14 protein-coding genes and 1 other RNA gene are annotated in these 20435 nt (G+C 36.4%); 2 read left to right on the forward strand and 13 right to left on the reverse strand.

The genetic code is table 11. The features are described 5' to 3' along the window. The 6 genes from HMPREF0493_RS00005 to HMPREF0493_RS00025 form a co-directional block, all read right to left on the reverse strand. Window positions 1–326, reverse strand: a 326-nt coding sequence (locus HMPREF0493_RS00005) for a hypothetical protein (RefSeq protein ID WP_006351156.1), incomplete at its 3' end; no start/stop codon positions are given. Between the two features lie 17 nt (window positions 327–343). Next, window positions 344–1576, reverse strand: coding sequence for a metallophosphoesterase (locus HMPREF0493_RS00010; RefSeq protein WP_006351157.1), 1233 nt, complete (start codon window positions 1574–1576; stop codon window positions 344–346). Next, entirely contained in the window at window positions 1563–2696 is a 1134-nt protein-coding gene (locus HMPREF0493_RS00015; protein WP_006351158.1) for a THUMP domain-containing class I SAM-dependent RNA methyltransferase, read from the reverse strand. Before HMPREF0493_RS00015 ends, HMPREF0493_RS00010 begins: the two co-directional genes overlap by 14 nt. Window positions 2697–2771: 75 nt before the next feature. After that, an RNA gene (gene rnpB, locus HMPREF0493_RS08195) (RNase P RNA component class B) lies at window positions 2772–3134 on the reverse strand. A gap of 43 nt (window positions 3135–3177) precedes the next feature. Next, a complete protein-coding gene (locus HMPREF0493_RS00020) occupies window positions 3178–3591 on the reverse strand; it encodes a cell division regulator GpsB (protein ID WP_006351159.1) in 414 nt (137 codons plus the stop codon). Window positions 3592–3681: 90 nt separating this feature from the next. Beyond that, the gene (locus HMPREF0493_RS00025; RefSeq protein ID WP_006351160.1) at window positions 3682–4251 is read right to left on the reverse strand and encodes an SLOG family protein; all 570 of its coding nucleotides are present in this window, start codon (window positions 4249–4251) and stop codon (window positions 3682–3684) included. A gap of 69 nt (window positions 4252–4320) precedes the next feature. Between HMPREF0493_RS00025 and recU the strand changes: the two genes are divergently transcribed. Both recU and HMPREF0493_RS00035 read left to right on the forward strand, forming a co-directional pair. Next, window positions 4321–4953 carry a Holliday junction resolvase RecU gene (gene recU / locus HMPREF0493_RS00030; RefSeq protein ID WP_040456546.1) on the forward strand — a complete coding sequence of 211 codons (633 nt, stop codon included), beginning with the start codon at window positions 4321–4323 and terminating at the stop codon, window positions 4951–4953. Beyond that, a complete protein-coding gene (locus HMPREF0493_RS00035) occupies window positions 4943–7261 on the forward strand; it encodes a PBP1A family penicillin-binding protein (protein WP_006351162.1) in 2319 nt (772 codons plus the stop codon). Before recU ends, HMPREF0493_RS00035 begins: the two co-directional genes overlap by 11 nt. 43 nt (window positions 7262–7304) lie before the next feature. On the opposite strand, the gene nth is transcribed toward HMPREF0493_RS00035, so the two are convergent. From nth to HMPREF0493_RS00070, 7 genes are all read right to left on the reverse strand, one after another. After that, window positions 7305–7937 carry an endonuclease III gene (gene nth, locus HMPREF0493_RS00040; protein WP_006351163.1) on the reverse strand — a complete coding sequence of 211 codons (633 nt, stop codon included), beginning with the start codon at window positions 7935–7937 and terminating at the stop codon, window positions 7305–7307. Next, window positions 7938–8582: a DnaD domain protein gene (locus HMPREF0493_RS00045; protein ID WP_006351164.1), complete on the reverse strand. Its 645-nt coding sequence runs from the start codon at window positions 8580–8582 to the stop codon at window positions 7938–7940. A gap of 70 nt (window positions 8583–8652) precedes the next feature. Beyond that, complete coding sequence (gene asnS, locus HMPREF0493_RS00050; protein WP_006351165.1) at window positions 8653–9951, reverse strand: asparagine--tRNA ligase; 1299 nt, start codon at window positions 9949–9951, stop codon at window positions 8653–8655. Between the two features lie 50 nt (window positions 9952–10001). Next, entirely contained in the window at window positions 10002–10499 is a 498-nt protein-coding gene (locus HMPREF0493_RS00055) for a hypothetical protein (RefSeq protein WP_006351166.1), read from the reverse strand. Continuing rightward, entirely contained in the window at window positions 10480–13284 is a 2805-nt protein-coding gene (locus tag HMPREF0493_RS00060; protein ID WP_006351167.1) for a helicase C-terminal domain-containing protein, read from the reverse strand. The genes HMPREF0493_RS00055 and HMPREF0493_RS00060 overlap by 20 nt, the downstream gene beginning before the upstream one ends. Before the next feature lie 36 nt (window positions 13285–13320). Next, window positions 13321–16920, reverse strand: coding sequence for a helicase-exonuclease AddAB subunit AddA (gene addA / locus HMPREF0493_RS00065; RefSeq protein ID WP_006351168.1), 3600 nt, complete (start codon window positions 16918–16920; stop codon window positions 13321–13323). Next, window positions 16920–20405 carry a PD-(D/E)XK nuclease family protein gene (locus HMPREF0493_RS00070; RefSeq protein WP_006351169.1) on the reverse strand — a complete coding sequence of 1162 codons (3486 nt, stop codon included), beginning with the start codon at window positions 20403–20405 and terminating at the stop codon, window positions 16920–16922. The genes addA and HMPREF0493_RS00070 overlap by 1 nt, the downstream gene beginning before the upstream one ends. Window positions 20406–20435: the final 30 nt, after the last annotated feature.

Here is a 20435-nt window from a genome sequence, read left to right on the forward strand (position 1 = left end):
CGCTCAATTCTAAAAAGATAAATTATTTGCATTTTGTTTACTTTGATTTTTTCAATTCGCATAGCTTTCCAAGTCCAAACCGTAATCACTGAAATTGGTTGTTTTATTTTTGAACGGTAAGGCAATTTAAGCAAATCTTTTTCATAATAGGAATTACATAAGATATAGCCCAAGATTAAAAAGAAAACAACCGTAATAATAATTGAAATCCAATTAACCTTTTCTGTGCCTTCATAGGCAAAAACCAAGCCTATAAATAGAATGATAAATAACCAGCAATAATAAATTAACCCGATTCTTCCAAGTTGAATAAAATGTTTTTTCACTTAGATCCCTCATTACATTAATAGCGAATTTTTACCTGTAAATTACTATGACTAGAAGTATCATACAGCGTCTTGAGATACAGCTCATATTCAGGATGTTCATTGATTAAAGTTTTATAAGCTTCAGAAGCATGAATTTTAGCTAATTGATTGTTCTTTAAGTGATTCTGACCAGTGTAAAAATTATAATTCATTTCTGCAAACAAACGTCCCATTTTACGAATAAGATCCAGTGAATCCCTGTTCTTCTTCAAGTCGGTTTGCATCAAATTTGCTGCTAAAGTACCAAGCTGAAGGTTTTTTAGATAATCATGAAAATGCATCAATGTGTAGTTCTGACTCTCATGATCATCAAGATATTTGCGCATATCAAATGATTTTCGAACATAAGTAATGTGTTTTTGGTGAAGACGAACTACGCCATATCCTTGATCGGTTGAGCAAAAACTCGAAGTAACTACTTCTGTAGTTGGTGTCATTTCTTGCGGTCCCAAGATATTTTGAGCATGAATATGACCGGAAAAAGCCAACTTAACATTATAGCGAGCGCACAATCTTCTAACTTCTGCAGCATTATCCAAAACATAATTTTGGTTGACTACAGGATTATGAGCATACAAATTGTGATGCATGAATAAAATTGGCCGCAAATGCTGCTGGGAAGCCTTCTTAAATTGCTTTTCCAACCATTTCAATTCATCTCTATTGATAGCACCCTTTGTAAAAGGCGCAGTTGTCGTTTCTTCTTTGCCATAATAGTTTGAATCGGCCAAAACAAGCAAGTAATTAGGATTAAGCTGGACGCTATAAGCTAAAGAATTGCTATCTTCATCTTCAGAGGCCCGATAGCTTTTATCAAAAATAGACTTCCAAAACATCGGACTGATTTGACCTGCATAAAATTGCTTTTTGCCACGGAATTCTCTTGCCCAGCCATCAAAAATATCATGATTGCCAGGTACAACTAATAATTTTGTTTTAGTTAATCCTTTGAAAATTTGAGCAAACCTTTCAGCAGAAGTTCTTTCGCCATTAAATGTAATGTCGCCAGTAACGACGATTGCCGCAGGCTGCTTTTCGTTAGCCATTTTGACAAAAGACTTAAGCACTGTTTCTTGATAATATAAATCTTTTCCTTGGCTTGTCTTTTGCATTCTGGAAAAGGCTTGACCATTATCATGCAAAACATCAGCGATTAAATGTGTATCAGAGATTACCCAAATTTCTGTATTGAGATCATTTGTGATCATTTTTATCAGCCCAGTATTGATAGAAATCTACTCTTAAGTTACCGTTGAACAACTTACGCTTCTTCGTTGCTTTCTTGCCGAAGCATTTTTCAAAGTTAGGATCTGCTGTCAAATAATATTGACTGAAGCTGGATAAGGGTTTAAAAACCTCACCCATCTGCTGATATAAAACTTCAGCTGATTTACGATCTTTCAATCTTTTACCATAAGGAGGGTTTGCAACAATAATTCCGTTCTCCAAATCAGTCGCAAAATCTTTGACTGCTACCTGCTTAAAGCGAATATCTTGCAATACTCCTGCATTGTGAGCATTAAGCTTTGCAACTTCCAAAATAGATTGGTCGATATCGCTAGCCCAAATTGGTGCCTCTAACTCTTTTACCTGACTTTTTGCTTCTTCAACTGCATCTTTATGCAATTGTGGATCAAACCAGTCAAAGCCATCAAAAGCGAATTTACGCCAAGTACCAGGAGCTACATTCTTGGCAATTAAAGCTGCTTCAATTGCCAGAGTCCCAGAACCGGTCATTGGATCAATCAATGGATGAGTTCCATTATATGGCGTTAAAAGAAGCAAGCCTGCAGCGAAGTTTTCCTTCAAAGGTGCACCACCATGTTCAATTCTATAGCCGCGTTTAAATAAACTAGCACCAGTTGTATCTAATGAAATCCGTGCCTTATTCTTATAAATATGAACATCTAGCGGATATTCGTTGCCACTTTCGGGAAGAAAACCACGACGATGATATTCAGACGTCATTTTATCAACAATTGCTTTTTTTACAATTGACTGAACGTCCGGCTCTGAATGAAGCTTAGATTTAACTGCCCTTCCTTGGACCGGAAATTTAGCATCAACTGGTAATAACTCTGCCCAGTCATAGTCGTAGACTTCGTTATACAAAGTGTCAAAATCTAAAGCTTTAAATTCTTTAAGCAGAATTTTGATTCTGTCTGCTGAACGAAGCCACAGATTGGTTTTGACAATATCAGCTTGCGTTCCCTTGAAAAAAACGCGTCCATTTTCAGTTTGCGTTTGATAACCTAAATTATTTAGTTCTTTAGCAACAACACTTTCAAAACCAGCACCCATTGTTGCATAAAGTTGATATTCTTTCATACAATGCTCTTTCGTTTCTTTTTGATTAAAAAAAGAGTTGAACCCCAAAAAGAAGCTCAACTCTGCCATGTGAATTTCTATAAGCCACGTTCTGTTCCAGCAATCCTTGGCGAGATTACCTTCAGCAGCCATCTATCTTTATTGCTTTAAGCAATAATCCGACCTTTAGTTCAATTTCTTAGATCGAGACGCCCCCACCAAATTTGGGTTACACGCTCGCAGGGTTTACCTCGTTCCACCAAAATCGTTTCCGATTTTGCTTCGTCACTGTGGCACTTTTCAGGATACTTATGCATGTCCGAAGATTTAGCATTTTTTCCGCCGTGATTAAAAATCCTCCAGCTTATTAGGCTGAATACGATCACTACGAGCATCGCAGCTCGTGCGTGCGTGGACTTTCCTCAGCTAGCATAAAGCTAACCGCGACTGCTCAAAATTCACATTATTAATCATTATAACAAAATATACTATTTTTGCAAGTTTACTTTTGTAATCCATATACTCGTTGTTCCAAATTGTAAACTTTGCGTTCTAGGGTAGAAATTCTTTGAATGATAGCCATATTCGTTGAGATTTCACCTTGCGTATCAATTTCTTCAAAGCTGGTATTGCTGCGATGATTGGTTGGTGTGTATGTTCTGACATCTTCAGGTTCAGTAACAGCAACAGAGGTTTGAACATGCTTTTGTGTTTCTTTTGCTTCCATCAATTCGCGTTGCAACTTACCGATTTGTCCGTATAAATCTTCAATAATAGAAGAAAAAGTTTCGTAATCTGAGATGATTTGATCAAGATAAGCATCAACTTCATCTGGATCATAGCCTTTTACTTTATTTCTAAATTGTTTCTTTAAAATATCTTCTGATGATAATTTGATATCGTTTAAATTTGCCATCGACTGACAACTCCTTTTCATTCTCTTTTATTTTAGCAAAAAGCAAGAAAGCATTAAATAACTAAACGCACTTTAGTAAAACTTTAAACTTTATTGACTAAAATTATTGCTTTCGTGATTCTCCTGATATTCCTCAGCTGCATCTTGCAAATCATAAAAATCAATTAAATCAAGTTGATATTCATGATCTTTTTGATACCTTCTTATACTATTAAAATCGTATTTTGGTTTTCCTGGATGTTCTTCATCATAAATCATTAAAGCCCGATCAGTGTGACGCAACATAAAATTTTGATAGTTTCGCAGTTGCATGGGCCTTTGATAGGGAGTATTAGAAGTTGATGCAAAAAAATCAACTTGGTTTTTCAAATTTAAAAAAGCAGCTTGATTGTTTTCGTTCCAGCGGTTTGCAAACTCCTCATATGGCGTCATGATCGAAACTCTTACTGGATAATCCTTTCTAAGTTCGATTCCGGCCTGTGCTGCCCATTGCTCAACACCAAGATTAGCACCAGTAATGATCCAATCTAATTCTCCGTCATCTAATCTTGCTTTGAAGTAATTGCTTAAAGCATATTTAATTACCGTAATTTTTGGGTCCTTATCACCAAAAACATTTAATTCATAACTGCGATATCCAGTTACCCACAAACGTTGCATAATACAAGAAGCTTCCTTTTATTCAAAAACCATCTCTTTATTGCTATAATGCTAACAGGAGTGAAGTCAATGGTCAAATATCCTAGCGGTAGCATGGCCGCTTTTAGAAAACCAGCAAATAAACCAAAATTAAGGCGTGCATACCATCATAAAAAAGGTGTAAATTTTTCTGATCGTGGGATGACGCTGGAACAGCAAATCAATGAATCGAATAAGTACTACCTTGAAGAAGAAATTGCAGTAGTTCATAAAAAGCCTACTCCTATTCAGATTGTCAAGGTAGATTACCCGAAACGGTCAAAGGCCGTAATTCGTGAAGCTTATTTTAGACAAGCCTCAACTACTGACTATAATGGTGTGTATCAAGGATATTACCTTGATTTTGAAGCAAAAGAAACAAGAAATAAGACCAATTTCCCCTTGAAAAACTTCCATGAACACCAAATTTTTCATTTAGCTAAATGTTTGAAACAAGATGGAATTTGCTTTACAATTATTGGATTCACAAGCTTGCAGCGCTATTTTGTTACGCCTGCTAGTTTCGTCATTAAAGCGTGGCGGACCAAAGATAAGAGCTCAATGACTTTAAAAGAAATTGAAGATCATTCAATTGAAATCAAATCTGGCTTTCGTCCTACTCTACCATACCTAATGGCTGTTGATCATTTTATTTCAGTTAGGAAAGTGAACAATGACAAGTAGAAGTAATGACTCTAGCCGCGCAAACGCGTCACGAGAATCTCGCAGAGCTAACAATAAGAAGCGGAAAAACAACCGCATATGGGTACAAATTATCAAATGGATTTTCTTGTTGATCTTATTGGTAGTTGTATCCGGTATTGGATTATTTGCATATTATGCAAAAGATGCTCCAAATATTAGTCAAGACCAGTTGCAAAGCGGCGGTACTTCAAGTCTTTATACAACAGATGGTAAATTTTTGCTATCTCTTGGTTCAGAAAAAAGAATTTATGTTAAAAACAGTAAGATTCCGCAACAACTAAAAGATGCTGTTGTTTCTGTCGAAGATAAGCGATTTTACTCAGATAAGCTTGGAATTGATCCAGTCAGAATTATCGGCTCAATGATAACTAATGCAAAAAGCAATAGTATTGCGGCAGGTGGTTCTACGATTACTCAGCAATTAGTAAAATTGACCGTCTTTTCAACTGCAGCTTCGCAAAGAACTTTAAAGCGTAAGGCTCAAGAAGCATGGCTTGCGATGAAAGTTCAACGTGAGTTCAGCAAAGATCAAATTCTGGAATTCTATATTAATAAGGTATACATGAATTACGGTAATTATGGAATGGGCACCGCGGCAAATTACTATTACAACAAGTCGCTTAGTCAACTTGATTTAGCCCAAATTGCTTTAATAGCTGGAATGCCTAACGCTCCAGTTGCTTATGATCCGTACCTCTATCCTGCCAAGGCCAAGTATCGGCGTGATATTGTGTTAAAGGCTATGCTTAATAACAATAAAATTACCAAATCGCAATATACGAAAGCCGTTAATGAAAGCATAACTAAGGGCTTGGTAAAGCATAAATCAAGCAGCGAATCTAAGTTACGCAAGATTGATGATCCATATATTAAGGAAGTTATTTCTGAAGTTAAGAAAAAGGGCTTTGATCCTTATAACGATAACTTAAAGATTACAGTTAACATCAATCAGAAAGCACAGAACAAATTGTATGAATTAGCCAACAATGGTTCAATTCCATTTACCAACAACGCAATGCAAATTGGTGCCACTGTCGTTGATCCAACAAATGGTCACGTTATCGCAATTCTAGGTGGTCGCCATTTGCCATCAGTTCAATTAGGACTTGACCGTGCCGTTCAAACAGGAAGATCAACTGGTTCTTCGATTAAGCCGGTTTTGGATTATGCTCCTGCTATTGAATATTTGAATTGGTCAACTGCAAAAATTTTGGAAGATACCAAGTACGTATATCCTGGTACTAATATTCAGCTTTATGACTGGGATAATAAGTATATGGGTGCAATGACAATGCGGTATGCTTTGGAACAATCACGTAACGTGCCGGCTGTTAAAACATTGGCTAAAGTTGGTGTGAAGCGTGCATCTGTCTTTGCGAAGAGAATGGGCATTAATGTCCCAGCAAGTTCAGGTCTGTCAGTTGCGATCGGTGCTAACGCCTCTAGTTTGCAAATGGCTGGAGCTTACAGCGCCTTTGCTACTGAAGGTATTTATCATAAACCACAATTTGTATCTAAGATTGAAACTCCAGATGGTTTAACCAGAAATTATGATTCAAGCGGTGTACGGGTTATGAAGCGTTCAACTGCTTATATGATTACCGATATGCTTAAAGGTGTTATTAAGAAAGGAACAGGTACATCCGCAAAAATTTCAGGTCTCTACCAGGCTGGTAAAACTGGTACTGTTAAGTATTCTGATGCTGAACTCGCTAAGTACCCTAGTTACTCGTCAACACCAAAGGATTCTTGGTTTATTGGTTATACTAAGAGTTACGTCATGGGTGTTTGGACAGGCTATGACAATTTAAAGGACGGAACTATTTCAGGTGCAGGTCAGCAATCGGCTCAATTGATTTATAAGAGCATGATGAAATATCTGATGCAGAATAAGGCCAATACTGATTGGGTAAAGCCTTCATCAGTTATTAGGGTTAAAATTGTTAAAAACTCTAATCTACCTGAAGTTGCTTCTGCCGGGCAGTCAGGTGAATGGCAATTATTTGTTAAGGGTCATGCTCCTGCTGGAGTAACTGATAACTCTTCAAGTTATGACGAAGAAGATGAAGAATCGAACACGAATGAACAGTCTTCATCAAATGCTCAAGACAGTCAAAGCCAGCAAAGCAGCAGTTCTGAAAATGGCAGTACAACTCAGTCAAGCAGTACTGAACGTTCATCACAGAATAATTCAAGCTCAGCATCTTCTAGTTCGAGTTCCCAATCGAGTCGAAAGAAAGAAAAAAATACAGATAACAATAATAACAACGATCGAGATAATCGTTAAACAAAAAGCAAGTTTGGTTTTTCCAAACTTGCTTTTCTTTGCTCTATTTTTCTGGTGGTAAATAAGAATATGGATCAGGATTTTTTGCACGAGCCGGCATTGTATATCTGCCAAAACGAATCATCGCGTGATGAGTATGAATCCATTCTTCTTTTGGCAAAAGCTCTTCCAATCTTTTTTCAACTTCATGCGGGGTAGCCTTTGCAGGAACAATATGAAATTTTTTCGATATTCTCGAAACGTGCGTATCAACCGCAATTGCCGGAACTCCGAATCCTTCGGCTAGAACGACATTGGCAGTTTTCTCTCCTACTCCCGGCAATTGCATTAATTTCTTTTTATCAGCCGGAATTTGACTATCATATTTATCAACCAAAATTTGCGCTGTCGCCTTTAAATGTTTAGCTTTTGAATGATATAATCCAATCTTCTTAATATCGTGTTCAATTTTTGCGATTGGAGCCTTTGCTAGTGCTTGCGGTGTTGGAAAATCTTCACTAAATTGTGGCATAACACGATTTACCATCTTATCAGTCGTCTGTGCACTCATTAAAACGGCACATAGCAAATGAAATTTACTATCCCATTGCAATTCGCTTTTTGCGCCCGGGTATAAACTGTCAATTCTTTTTAAAACAGCTAGGGCTTCCTGATCGCTTAATAACTTTTCTCTCATTTAACGATTCCTTTGCAAAAATTGTTTAACTTCTGAACTTGTTTTTAAATTGTGTCTTTGCCAATTTAAGAGGATTCGATCAACGTACTTCAAACTATACGCTTGTGATAAAACAGCCTCTCTAAGAGCTAAATTGATGATCTCAGGCGAATAATGATCAACATTCAACCAAGAAGCAATTTCTTCACGCTCAATCGGACTAAGATATCGACCAAATTCAATTTCAAACTGACGTGCGATTCGATTTAACGGATTATTTTCCAAACTATCACTGATCTTAGTACTATTTTGTTGACGTTGATCTTTTACCAAAACATGCTCGTTAAGATATTCATCCAATTTATCATATAAGGGTTTTAGACTATAATTGTCCGCTATCCTGTTTTGAGAATCCGTAGTTTGTTCAATTGCCAAATAATTTTGGTCAATCAATTGTTGAATTAGGTTGGCTACTTCACTAACTGAGAGATTTGTATTGGCCGCTATTTTTTCATTTGATGGAAATTGTTCGCCATGTTGAGCAAAGGCTTCCAATTGAATTATTAGCAGTAATTCTGCATCAGAAATATGAAGTTGCGGATAATATGCGATTAAGCCGTTAGGTAAAGTAGTAAAACCTAAGTTTCGGTAATCATTAAAATGCATAAAAATTTCCCCTTTAAAAAAAGTTGAACTAATTAATATTAGTCCAACTTTTTAAATTATTATTTGTTTTTTATGGTTGCATTCTATTGATCAATCTTGGAAATGGAATTGCTTCACGAATGTGATCAAGGTGACAAACCCAAGCAATTGTTCTTTCAAAGCCCATACCAAAGCCTGAGTGAGGAACACCGCCGAATTTACGTAAATCAAGATACCATTGATAGTCTTCAAGATTAAGTCCAGCATCTTCAATTTGTTGCTTTAAAATTTCGTAGTTTCCTTCACGCTCAGAACCACCAAAGATTTCACCGTAGCCTTCAGGTGCAATTACATCAGCACATAAGTATTCCTTTGGATTTTCTGGATTTTTCTTCATGTAGAATGGCTTAATTGAGGTTGGATAGTTGACAATAAAGACTGGACGATCGTATTGTTCAGAAATGTAACCTTCATCTGGAGCACCAAAGTCATCGCCCCACTTAAAGTCTCGTCCAGCGTCTTGAAGCATTTTAACTGCATCATCATATGGAAGACGTACAAAATTACCTTCGGTGGTTGGACGAAGTTTTTCAGGATCACGACCTAAAATGCGAAGTTCGTATTCATTGTTGTCCAAAACTTGCTTAACCATATAAGCCAAGTATCTTTCTTGGAGGTCTAATGATTCATCTTGGTGCATCCAAGCCATTTCAGGTTCCATCATCCAAAATTCAGTCATGTGACGACGACCCTTTGATTCTTCTGCTCTAAATGTTGGCCCAAAAGTAAAGATTTTACCATAAGCCATGGCACCAGCTTCACCATAAAGTTGACCTGATTGTGACAAGTAAGCGTCATGATCAAAGTAATTAACGTGGAATAATTGAGTAGTACCTTCTGGAGCTGAATGCATGAAAATAGGTGCATCAAACTTGATGAAACCTTCTTTTTCAAAGAAGTCAACAGTAGCCTTGAACATAGTATTTCTAATTTGCATAATTGCAAATGGCTTCTTTGATCTTAACCATAAATGACGGTGATCAAGCAAAAAGTCAATACCATGTTCCTTGTTACCAATTGGGTAACCTTCATTGTTGCTTACAATCTTCAAATCTGAAATTTGAATTTCGAAACCAAAGTGTGAACGTTCATCTTTGTGAACTGTTCCTGTAATATAAAAACTTGCTTCTTGACGTAAAGTTTTAGCTGCTTCAAAAACTTCATCAGAAACATCATTATTACGAACAACACCTTGGAAAAATGCGGTACCATCACGCAATTGCAAGAAGATGATCTTACCACTTGAGCGTTTGTCTGTTAACCAAACATGCATTTTGACTTCTTCATCAACATGTTTAGAACAATCTTTAATTGAAATCAATTCTGTCATAAAATTCCTATCCACCTTTTTATCTTTTTCTGTTATATCATACCATAAACTTACAGATTATCGACTTCGTTTATTGCTTTTCCTGTCTTAAAATCATAAAGCGTGTAGCCGAGATTGCCTTTGCTATTTTGATAGGCAACTTCCCAAACTGGATTATTTTGATACCAGCCTAAATTAATGCCTTTAATTGTAGCTCCTTTATGTGCAGCAGTGAAAGTACTTTTGATTTTGCTTTGACTGGTACCTTTGCTTGCTTGGTAGAGATAAGCCCTCTTGGTTTTAGGCAAATAAACAAAATAGTAAGTCTTCCCTTTGCTATCAGTTCCTTTTAAAGCATAGCTGCTAACGCCACGATCTAAATGATAGTAAGTCTGTACGTTAGTTATTGCCGTTTTTTGTCTAGCAATTTGAGCAATCTGTCGATCATTGTCTCTGCCAATACTGCCCGCCCTGAAAAATACGAAAATGCTGGCAATATATAACAAAATTGCGATTACAATAACCCAAATAATAAACTTAATTGTTTGTCTAGTGTCGTCTCTGATCATAATTATCTAACTTTGTCTTCAATTCTTTTCTTGTAATTTGCTCAGTTTTGACTGGAATTGCCTTAATAAATTCTTGACCGTAGTTTTCAGTCCATAGTCGTGAATCTAAAATTACGAACTGACCATGATCTTTTTCACCACGTATTAATCTCCCAATTCCTTGTCGCAAGCGAACAATCGCACGCGGCAAGCTGTCTTCTTCAAAGACATTAACTCCAAGATCCTCTAAGCGTTTTTGTCTTAAGCGAACTTCAGGCTGATCAGGAGATTCAAATGGCAATTTTGTAGCAATGACGAGATCAACGCCACAGTCATGAAAGTCTATTCCTTCCCAAAAACTGTCCGCACCAATAATAATTGCCTTTTTAGCAATACTAAAACGTTTAGCAATTCGATTATTTGAACCGGTTATGCCTTGAGCTAAGATTTCAAAGTCCTTTAGTTTCGGATTGTTGATGATTTTAGAAAAAGTCTCACGGATGGTGTCCAAATTCGTCATTAAAATTAGAACGTGATTCTTTTGAAGCAAATCAGACGTAATAATTTCTTCAATTGCTTTTTCATATTCTTCACTATTCGGCTTTGGCATGTCTTTAACTGCTAAAACTTCTAAATGTTTATTTAAATTAAAGGTGCTTTTCCCAATACCAATATAAGTAATTGGCATCAGTTTTTCAACTGATAACTGTCCAATTGCATAAGAAAAGTCATGATCAACAGTCAAAGTAGCACTGACAAAAAGCAGATGATCAAAACGATTGTAAATTTGCTTTAATTCTTTATCTGCATCCAGCATTAACCACTGCAAATTGGAACTTAATGGATCTTCTGGGTTAGTGGCAACCAGGATAAAGCCCTCTTCTTGCAAATTATTCTTATTATTGATCAAATCAGCAAGCTGATAGCTTTTTTCGCTGTAGTAATCCAATCGATCAATTTGCTCAGTTATTTCACTTAAAAGACTTTCTTCGTTAGCAAGCAAGCTTGTTTGTTCTTGATAAAGCTGAAACAAAATCTGATTGGTTCCTTGTCTGACCTGTTCAAGCTTTTGCTGGAAGGCTGGAAGTTGAGACCGAAAAGCTCCATCATCAGGAAACAAAGTCTTGCCTTGAAAACTTAGCTGCAAATTTCCGTTTGGAAGCAAAGATTGACTGATTGCCAAATCCTTTTGTTCGTAGAGTGCTTTTTGTAAATCATTAATTTGATAAATTAACTCTAAAATCTCAGGATCAAGTTTTTTCAACAAAAAGTTTAATTCAACGTCTTCAGAAAACTGATTTTGTACACTGTCCTCCGCGTAATAAAGCAAATTGCGCAAGTGACTTAAAACGCCCCATAAAGATTCAAACTGCAAAGAATCATTTCGTGAGGAGATAGCATTTTCTTTAAAGCGGTGAGCCTCATCAATTACTAAATATGGATTCTGCCCCCAAATTGTGTCCATGTAATGATTGGCCAAATAAGCATGGTTAGTTACTAAAATATCCGCCTCTTCTTGCCGCTTGCGGGCCAAATTCCAAAAATCTACTTCAGCAAAACGACTGCCAACTCTAGCATCCCCTGGATGAGAAATCTGCGTAAATAAAGGAGCGTTATAATTAGTCAATTGCAGCTCATCCAAATCCCCAGTTTTGGTTTCGGTAAGCCAAACTAGAATTTGCATTTGCAACACTAAGGTAGGCTTATTAGGAGTTCCTTTAAATAAACTCTGTACAAAGCCATCCAAATCAATATAATGACTGCTCGATTTTACTACTTCCGCTTTCAAATCCAATTTGGTGATTTCAAGCATTTGCGGAATTTCACGATCAATAATTTGATCCTGCAATACTTTTGTAGGTGCAGCAATTACTAATTTTCTGCCTGAATATAATTCATATGCGTAACTGAAAAGATACGAAAATGTCTTTCCCGTGCCATTAGGTGCTTCTACCATCATTGCTCGTTCATTAGGATCTTTAATAAATTGATGCAAGTGATTGATTAAATCCACCTGTGCTTTGCGATAATTCAGTTTTCCCTTGAACATTTCTTTCTTAGTTTTATTGTCCTGAGGGAACTTATTATTTTCACCTGCAAAACGTTCAGATGGGTCAGTCTGTTTTTGTAAAATTATATTTCTGACTTGAATAAATTCTTTGGCAAGTGGTCGTTTTTGCTTGCGATAGTAGTCAGCAATTTTATTCAAGACCCATGATGTGTCTCTCACCAACCCAGACGATAAAGAACCTAAAGTATTTAAGGTAGCCTGTGGCAGTTTTTCCAAGCGGTGAATGATATCAATTAATAAGATCGCTGTTCCATATGCATCTGAGTCAGCCTTATGTGGGTTCAAATGCTTAATAGCTAAACGCGAAGTTAAATCACTTAGCTTGTATGATGGTAAAGTTGGAAAAGCTATTTTTGCAAGTTCAACAGTATCAATTGCTTTATTGGTTAAGGCTGGATATCCATGCTGCATTAACTCGTAATTCAAAAAAGGCAGATCGAAATTAACGTTATGAGCAACAAAAACTGTATCCTCCAATATAGCAATAATTTTCTTGGCATAGTGTGAAAAGTCGGGAGCCTTTTCGACGTCTTCATTATGAATCCGCGTTAAATTCTGAACTGATAAAGGAATTTCGCGATGGGGATTGATCATAAAGGAGTAAGTCTTAACGACTTTCATATTTTTAATAATCGCACAGCCAAACTGAATGATATGATTATTATTTTCTCTCTGCGTTCCTGTTGTCTCCAAATCTACTACCGCAAAAGTATCTTTTGCGAAGATATTAGCCATCTTTGCCCTCCTTTCATTGTGTAATTCAGTTTTATTTTAATCTACTTTTACAACTTTTTTAGCATCTAACAAAATTAAATACTTACTCTTAACATTTTTTCCGCTGAATTCTGTCAGCGCTTTTTCATATAGTCTTAATTGCCCTGCATACTTTGCTTTAATTGCTGCAATAGCCCGTTCAAGATGCGTCTGATCAACGTGGTCAGTTTTATAGTCAAATAGAATAATGCCATCGTGATCTTCATAATAACCGTCAATAGTACCGTGAACCAGTATTTTGGCATTCGGATCGGAAAAATCCTTAAATAATGTTTTAGCGGACAATAAGCTTGAAAAATCTACTTCTCGTTTTAGTCGATCGGGATGTTTCCAAAATTCTTGAGCAAAATCACTGTTTACAAACCAATTAATTTGGTCCTGATGAATACTTGGTACAATATCCGGATTGAGTTTTTTCTGGGTGATTAAAGTTTTAATTTCATCAGCCAGCTGACCCTCCTGGCGATCACAGTAATCATAATACTGCAGAATAAGGTGAGTTGCAGTACCTATTTCAGCTCCTGTAAATTTAGTCTCAAAAAGGAAATTAGGCTTATCATCGATCGGCTGCAAATAGCGATTGGTAGATGCAATTAGATGACTATTCTCCAAATCAGTATCAAGTGGATCGTTGAATGCTTTCTTAATTTCGGAAACAGCTTGATATGCTGTCGTTTTGCTGGCATCATTGAAAGGATAAGTAAAATTAAACAGTTTTTTGGTTGTCTCATTTAATAAATCATATTCGTCATTATTAGTTTTGTCTTCTTGTCCATTTGGAACTGGCTTCAATTGATCATCGTATTTGATATAAATCAGATCCTCAGTCTGATCAATTGCAGGACTGATATCGTTCATTTTTTGTGCAATATGACGATCAAAAGCAAGCGCTGGTCCAATGAAGCTAAGAGCACTATTTGATGAAAGCTTATCAGCTAATGACAATTTATCCTTGAGATTAAGTTTATTTTTCCAGCTCTGTACTTTTTTATCAAAATTGGCAATATCTCCTACCATAACTAGTTTTTGCTTAGCCCGCGTCAAAGCAACATAAAGAATTCTAGCCTCTTCTTCAAGGAGCTGCTTTTTTTTATTGACGTTATCGATTGCTTTAACCAATGAGTCCAGACAATATTTGCTTTCTTTGATTGTTAATCCCAAAGAACTTCCAGTAATAACATAATTGCGAGTTAAATCACGCATCTGATAATGGTGTTCCATTCCAACATAAAAAACAATCGGAAATTCTAGTCCCTTCGAGCCATGAATTGTCATTAATCTTACTGCATTACCAGCTTCCTTAGTAAGAAGTGGTTGTGCCAAGTCTTTTTGTGAGCGGCGCATGCGGTTAATAAAGTTAATAAATTGATACAAGCCTTTGAAACCGGAACTTTCATAAGAATTAGCTCGCTCATACAAAGCTTCCAAATTTACTCGACGCTGTTGTCCATTAGGCAGAGCCGTCATAATTTCCAATAGATTGGTTCGCTCATAAATACTCCAGATCAATTCTGAAATTCGGTGCGTTGCAGCAAAATCACGCAAACTATCCAATTTATTTAAGAAGTCTTTAATTCGCTGGCTTAATGAATCATTACTTGCAACATAAGCTAAAAGTGCACTGTAAAAACTGGTCTGCTTGTTTTTGATTCTGATTTTTGCTAAATCTTTTTCATCAAAACCAAACAAAGGGGAACGCAAAACTGTTACCAAGGGAATATCCTGGTCCGGATTGTCGATTATTTTGAGATAATTCATCATAATCGTTAGTTCAAAAGTTTGGAAATAGTTTTGGGCGTCAGTTACAAAAAGTGGCAGATCATTTTTAGCAAATTCCTGCATGATTTGCAGATTATCACTACGACTTCTGGTTAAAATAGCGATATCGCTATAGCGGAAAGGTCGCAATTTTCCCATATGTGAATCGAAGACTTGCAGTTTTTCTTTTTCAAAATGTTTAATTCGGTTAATTACCATCTGAATTTCTGAAAAATCAATGTCTTGATCATCATCGCTATTAGCACTGCTCTTTTCATGAAAAATTACTTCGCAGGCTTGATCCAAATGAGCTGGATAATAATTGGCCCCAAATACCAACTGGCCTTCAGATTTGTAGTCAATTCCGCCAAAATTTCGACTTAAAAGCGGTTTAAATAAATGATTGACTATTTTGGTGACAGGTCTTGTCGAACGGAAATTATCGGACAACAAAATTCGCTCTTGTGAAGAATCACTTTTTTGACCAAAATCGTGATATTTTTTTAAAAACAGACTAGGTTCAGCCTGTCTAAAACCGTAAATGGACTGCTTTACATCCCCTACCATGAAGACAGTGTTTTTATCCTTGTCTTTAATAGTCTGAATTATGTTTTCCTGCAGCGGGTTAATGTCCTGATATTCATCAACTAAAATTTCTTTAAACTTGTCACGATAAAAATCGCGTGCCAAAGAAGCATTGGAAGTGTCTGAAGAAAGAATTTGATATGCAAACTGTTCCATATCACTATAATCAAGCAAGTTCTCAGCTGCCTTAAGCTCACCAAAATGCTTAATCAAAGCCTCTTCTGCCTTGACGATCGTTTTCATGATTTTCTGGCCGTGATGCATAACTTTAATTTGTTCATCTTCATCGCTCGCAAAGAAAGCTGTAAAAATATCAAAAATTTGATTTTTTGCTTCTGCCTTCAAATCCTGCGTGGTTTGATAAAATTCTTGCAAATCTTCATCCCATTTGCTTGATTTTCGTGGTTTTAATTCAAAAATGCAGCTGCGCAGTCGTTCTCTTAATTCGTTATAGTCTAAATCATCGTTTAGTCCCTTTGATAAGAGCTTGACTTTTTGAAGGAATAAACTGAAGTTTTGATTTACTTTTTGCAATTCCTTACTTTGCATAGCCGGATCCGTCAGAATTCGCTCAATTTTTTCGACCAAATCTTTGATGTTTTCTTGCAGGTAAGGTTTAATTTGCTCTTGCCATAAATCACTTTTAACAATGCAGTCTTCAATTGCATAAGAATCAGGCAAACTCCTCAACCAATCAATATAATTGGGTTTGGTCATTGCAAAGTTATACAGATCGAGCAAAAGATCATGCGCAGCTTCTACATCCCGATCACCAGCAAAATTATTGTAGAAATCAATGAAATCTTGATTGTCTTCTGCTGTCAAAAAACTGCTTTCAATATCTTTTAGAGCTCGTTCTCTAAGCAAAGCTGCCTGTGTTTCATCAGTTAAGATGCTGAAGCTGGGATCAAGATTGATAACATAATAAAAACGATGAATTACTTCCAAACAAAAAGCATCGATGGTTGAAATATTGGCCGTATCGATTTTATTCAATTGGCGACGCAAGTATCTTTTTTGATTGCTAGATTGCAAGGCCTGCGTCAATGCATTTTTGATTCGTTCCTTCATCTCTTCAGCAGCGGCTTTGGTAAAAGTAACAATCAGCAACTGATCAACATCAGTACCACTTAAAATTTCATCTAATACCCGTTGAACCAAAACCGTGGTTTTTCCTGAACCTGCAGAAGCTGATACCAAAATATCCTTGCCACGATCATCAATAGCTTGTTGCTGTTCTTTAGTAAAAAGCATTAACCTGCATCCTTTCCTAGTGTTTCTCTAATCTTGCTCAATAAGTCTTTTTTGTCGATTTTAGTAATTTCGTGATACTGGTTTTGTCGCAACATGGCATCAAAGAAGAAAATATCACGATAATCAGAGTAAGTTAAAGCATTGCTGCTTTTTCCATATTTATATGGATTTAGTTTTATTTTTCCAGATAGAATCTGTTGGGATGCCTGCTTAATTAAGTATTCATCATACTGTAAGAGCAAATTGATTTCTTCTTTGCTAAAGTTGCGGTTAGCAGGCAAATGAAAGTCGCCATTTCTTTTAATTCTTAAATCAGTATAAAGCTCAGAAACTGGTTGGCTCTTTGACAAAAGTGGTTGTGCCTCCGTCAAGATTTCGGGATCATTTGAAATTAATCCGGTATACATTAACTTAGGCTTGCTGTCTAAAGCATTAGTTTTAATTGTCAAATCACTGCCGATCAGATTTGAACTGTTTAGTCGTTCTAGCTTCTGGGTCGCTGTCTGATAAAAAGCACCTAAAAGGGAGAGCTTTTCTTCACCAGCAAAAAATTGCTGGTTCTTGCTTAAAACATCTAGGTATGACACCATCTGCAAACTAATACCACTGTAGAAAAGACTAAGATCAAATTTTTTAGCAGATGATTTGTAATCAATTATTTGAGCTAGAACCTGATTTTTACCACTGACAGGAGCTAAATCTACTCGATCCATTTTTCCGCGCAATTGAGCTTTATGCTGCCCTGACAAATCAGAGAGTGGCAAGGATAAACCGTTAACTTTTTCTCCTAATCCAAAACTAAGTTCAGAATATTTTGCCCTTAATGGTGTTTGAATGAGGGACTTGCGCCAGTTTCTTGCAACTTTTGAAGTAGTTCGATCCAAGCAAGTAAATAAGTACTTGTTAAAAGGATCATTCATTAGCTGAGCATATTGTCCTTCTTGCTGCATCTGAAGACGAGCTTCATTTAATAATTTTTCCAGTTCAGACTGATCAATATTGCCTAAATCGAGTTTTTTACGATTCAATTCTTTTACTAATCTGTCAAAAGTTTCATGGAAATAGTTTCCGGCTTGAATAACGTCAAGTTCATTTTCAAACCGTTTCCGCAAACGTAAACCGTAGTTTAAGAAATATTCATATGAATTTTCATAAAATGTCTCTAACTGTGATACAGAGGCATTCAAATTTTGTCCATATAATTCTTGTGCTAGTCCTTCTCCAATATTGACAGGCTGATTATCGTAAATGCTTGCTTTCAAAACGGCATTTGTTTTTTGTGGAAGCTTTTGCTTTGCCAAATCCAATAGTTGCTCAATGGCTTTACTATTTGAAATTGATTTTAGATATGTCAAATATCCCAAACTAGCATCGGGATTAGTAATAAATGACAGCAATTCCTGCAGATTATCTGGCAGATCATGCTGGCTCATTTCTGGGGCATTATCTTGCTTTAAACGCTCATAAAAAAGCGATGGCTTCAATTCCTCATTGGCAGCATTCAATACCGGATAAGAAAGATATACGCGGTCTTCGGCTAAAGCAAGAGCTAGACCAAACTGATAATCTTGATCCAAATTGTTTAAATCCTGGCGATCTTCCAGGTATGAATCCTCATCAAAATCGGCGGCCATTTGCGCTAAGTTCTCCGAACTCAAAAATCCTGGTGTTTTTTGAATTTTTGGCAGGTTGCCGCTGGTAGCACCAATAATAAAAACCTGCTTATAGCCATTGTTTTGAACCATTCCGATTTCAGAAATATTCACAGCATCCAAAGTTGATGGAATTTGTGAAAAGTTGGCCTCTTTAAAGCCGCTGATCAGCATCTTAAAAAATTCGTCCTGATCAAAATGATCAGGGCTAATTAAAAGATAATCGCGCAAAAGCTGCATAAGCAAACTCCACAATTGCTCTGGTTGCTCTGCTTGTTGCAAATCGCCTTTATCATTTGCCTCAGAACGCCACTTTTCCAACTGTGAAATTGCGCCGTTGTCAGCTAAGAAATTGAAGAAAATAGTAATTGCCTTTCGACTGCCCTCTTTATTATTTTCTGCATTTAAATCAGTAAACAGCTGCGTAACTTTATCAATAATATAGCTGCGCAATTTATCAATTCGACCGATCTCTTCAGGTTGCTTATCCAGGCGAATTACCTCAGCCTTGACAAAATCCGAAAAGCTCTTTTTCCAAAGATCATAATTTATCCCATGAGCCAAAACGAAGTTTTCTAGTTCATCAACATCGTGCAAATAGCTAGCTTCATCTTGATACCAGGAAGGAATTAAAAGTCTTGTTTTCAGAATGGTCAAAATGTTTTGCGTAGAAAGACGCTCATCTAGTTTAGCTAAATTTTCAATTAAAACCACAAGCGGATGATATTTCATCTCTTGCTGCAAGTCATCAAAATAAGGAATCTGATTTTGCCGTAGAATAGGCGTTAAATAAGTTTCATATTCATGAAGATTTGGTGCCAAAATCAAAAAATCGCGATAACGATAATTATTTAATGCAACTTGCTGGTAAATCGTACGCGCAACAAAGTAGGCTTCTGCATAACGTGAATCCGCACGCACAAGCTGAACCTGTTTTAATTCATCATTTGCTGGAATAGTTTGTGTCCAAATGCCATTCAAAAGCTCGCGGCCGCTTTGCTTAGGTTGAAGCGGATAAGCCTCTGTTTGATAAGAGATTCTTCTTTCATCCAAAAAAGATACAAGCTTATGAATCGTTTGCTGAATGACATAATCATAATCGCCTTCTTCAGCCTTGGGATTAATATCTCCGAGTTGAGTTTTGAAGGCTAAAGAAACGTTTTTAGCTTTTCTGAAGAGCAATTTGATTGTCAGTTGTTCCTGTAAAGAAAAATGTGAGAAATCAGTAAAGTAAAAGCTAGCTGTCTTTAAATTTTGATTCTTAGCTAAAACTTGATTCAGCTGCAACTGCACTTCGTTTTTGGTTGAAAATCTTCCAGCTGTCTTTTCAATAAAAGCATCATAGATAATTCTTAAATCATGCAGTTTTTTACGTGTTTCTTCATTTAAATTTTCGTCACTAAAATCATCTAAGTCGAGATTTCCATCGTGAACCTGTAAAATAGTATCGTAAAGTTGTTTTACCGTTCCTGAATTTGGCTTGTCTTCTTTAATAAGCATTAAGTCATTTTGCTTGTCCTGAATGATTTTGCTTAAAAGCATAGCTGCTGCAGCATCATCAAGTTGAGTTGGCAGACCAACTTCAGCATCTTTTAAAAAGTACCAAGCAAGACGTGAAAATGATAAAACTTGCAAGTTTTTAACTGTGGTTTCAGTTTTATGCTGACTTGCTGCAAGTTTGTTAATCGCCTTAACTTCTGTGGTAAACTTGATATGATTAGGAACTATGATGAAAGTTTCATATTCTGGATGCTTTTGATAATTGTTAATTGCTTCTTCCAGAATTTTTTCTTGTAATGGATCGGTTTGACGACCTGTTAAAATTTTGATCATTTGTTCGCAACTCCTTGCTTATTATTTTAG

Origin of the sequence: Lactobacillus amylolyticus DSM 11664 (assembly GCF_000178475.1) — a bacterium.
GTDB lineage: Bacteria > Bacillota > Bacilli > Lactobacillales > Lactobacillaceae > Lactobacillus > Lactobacillus amylolyticus.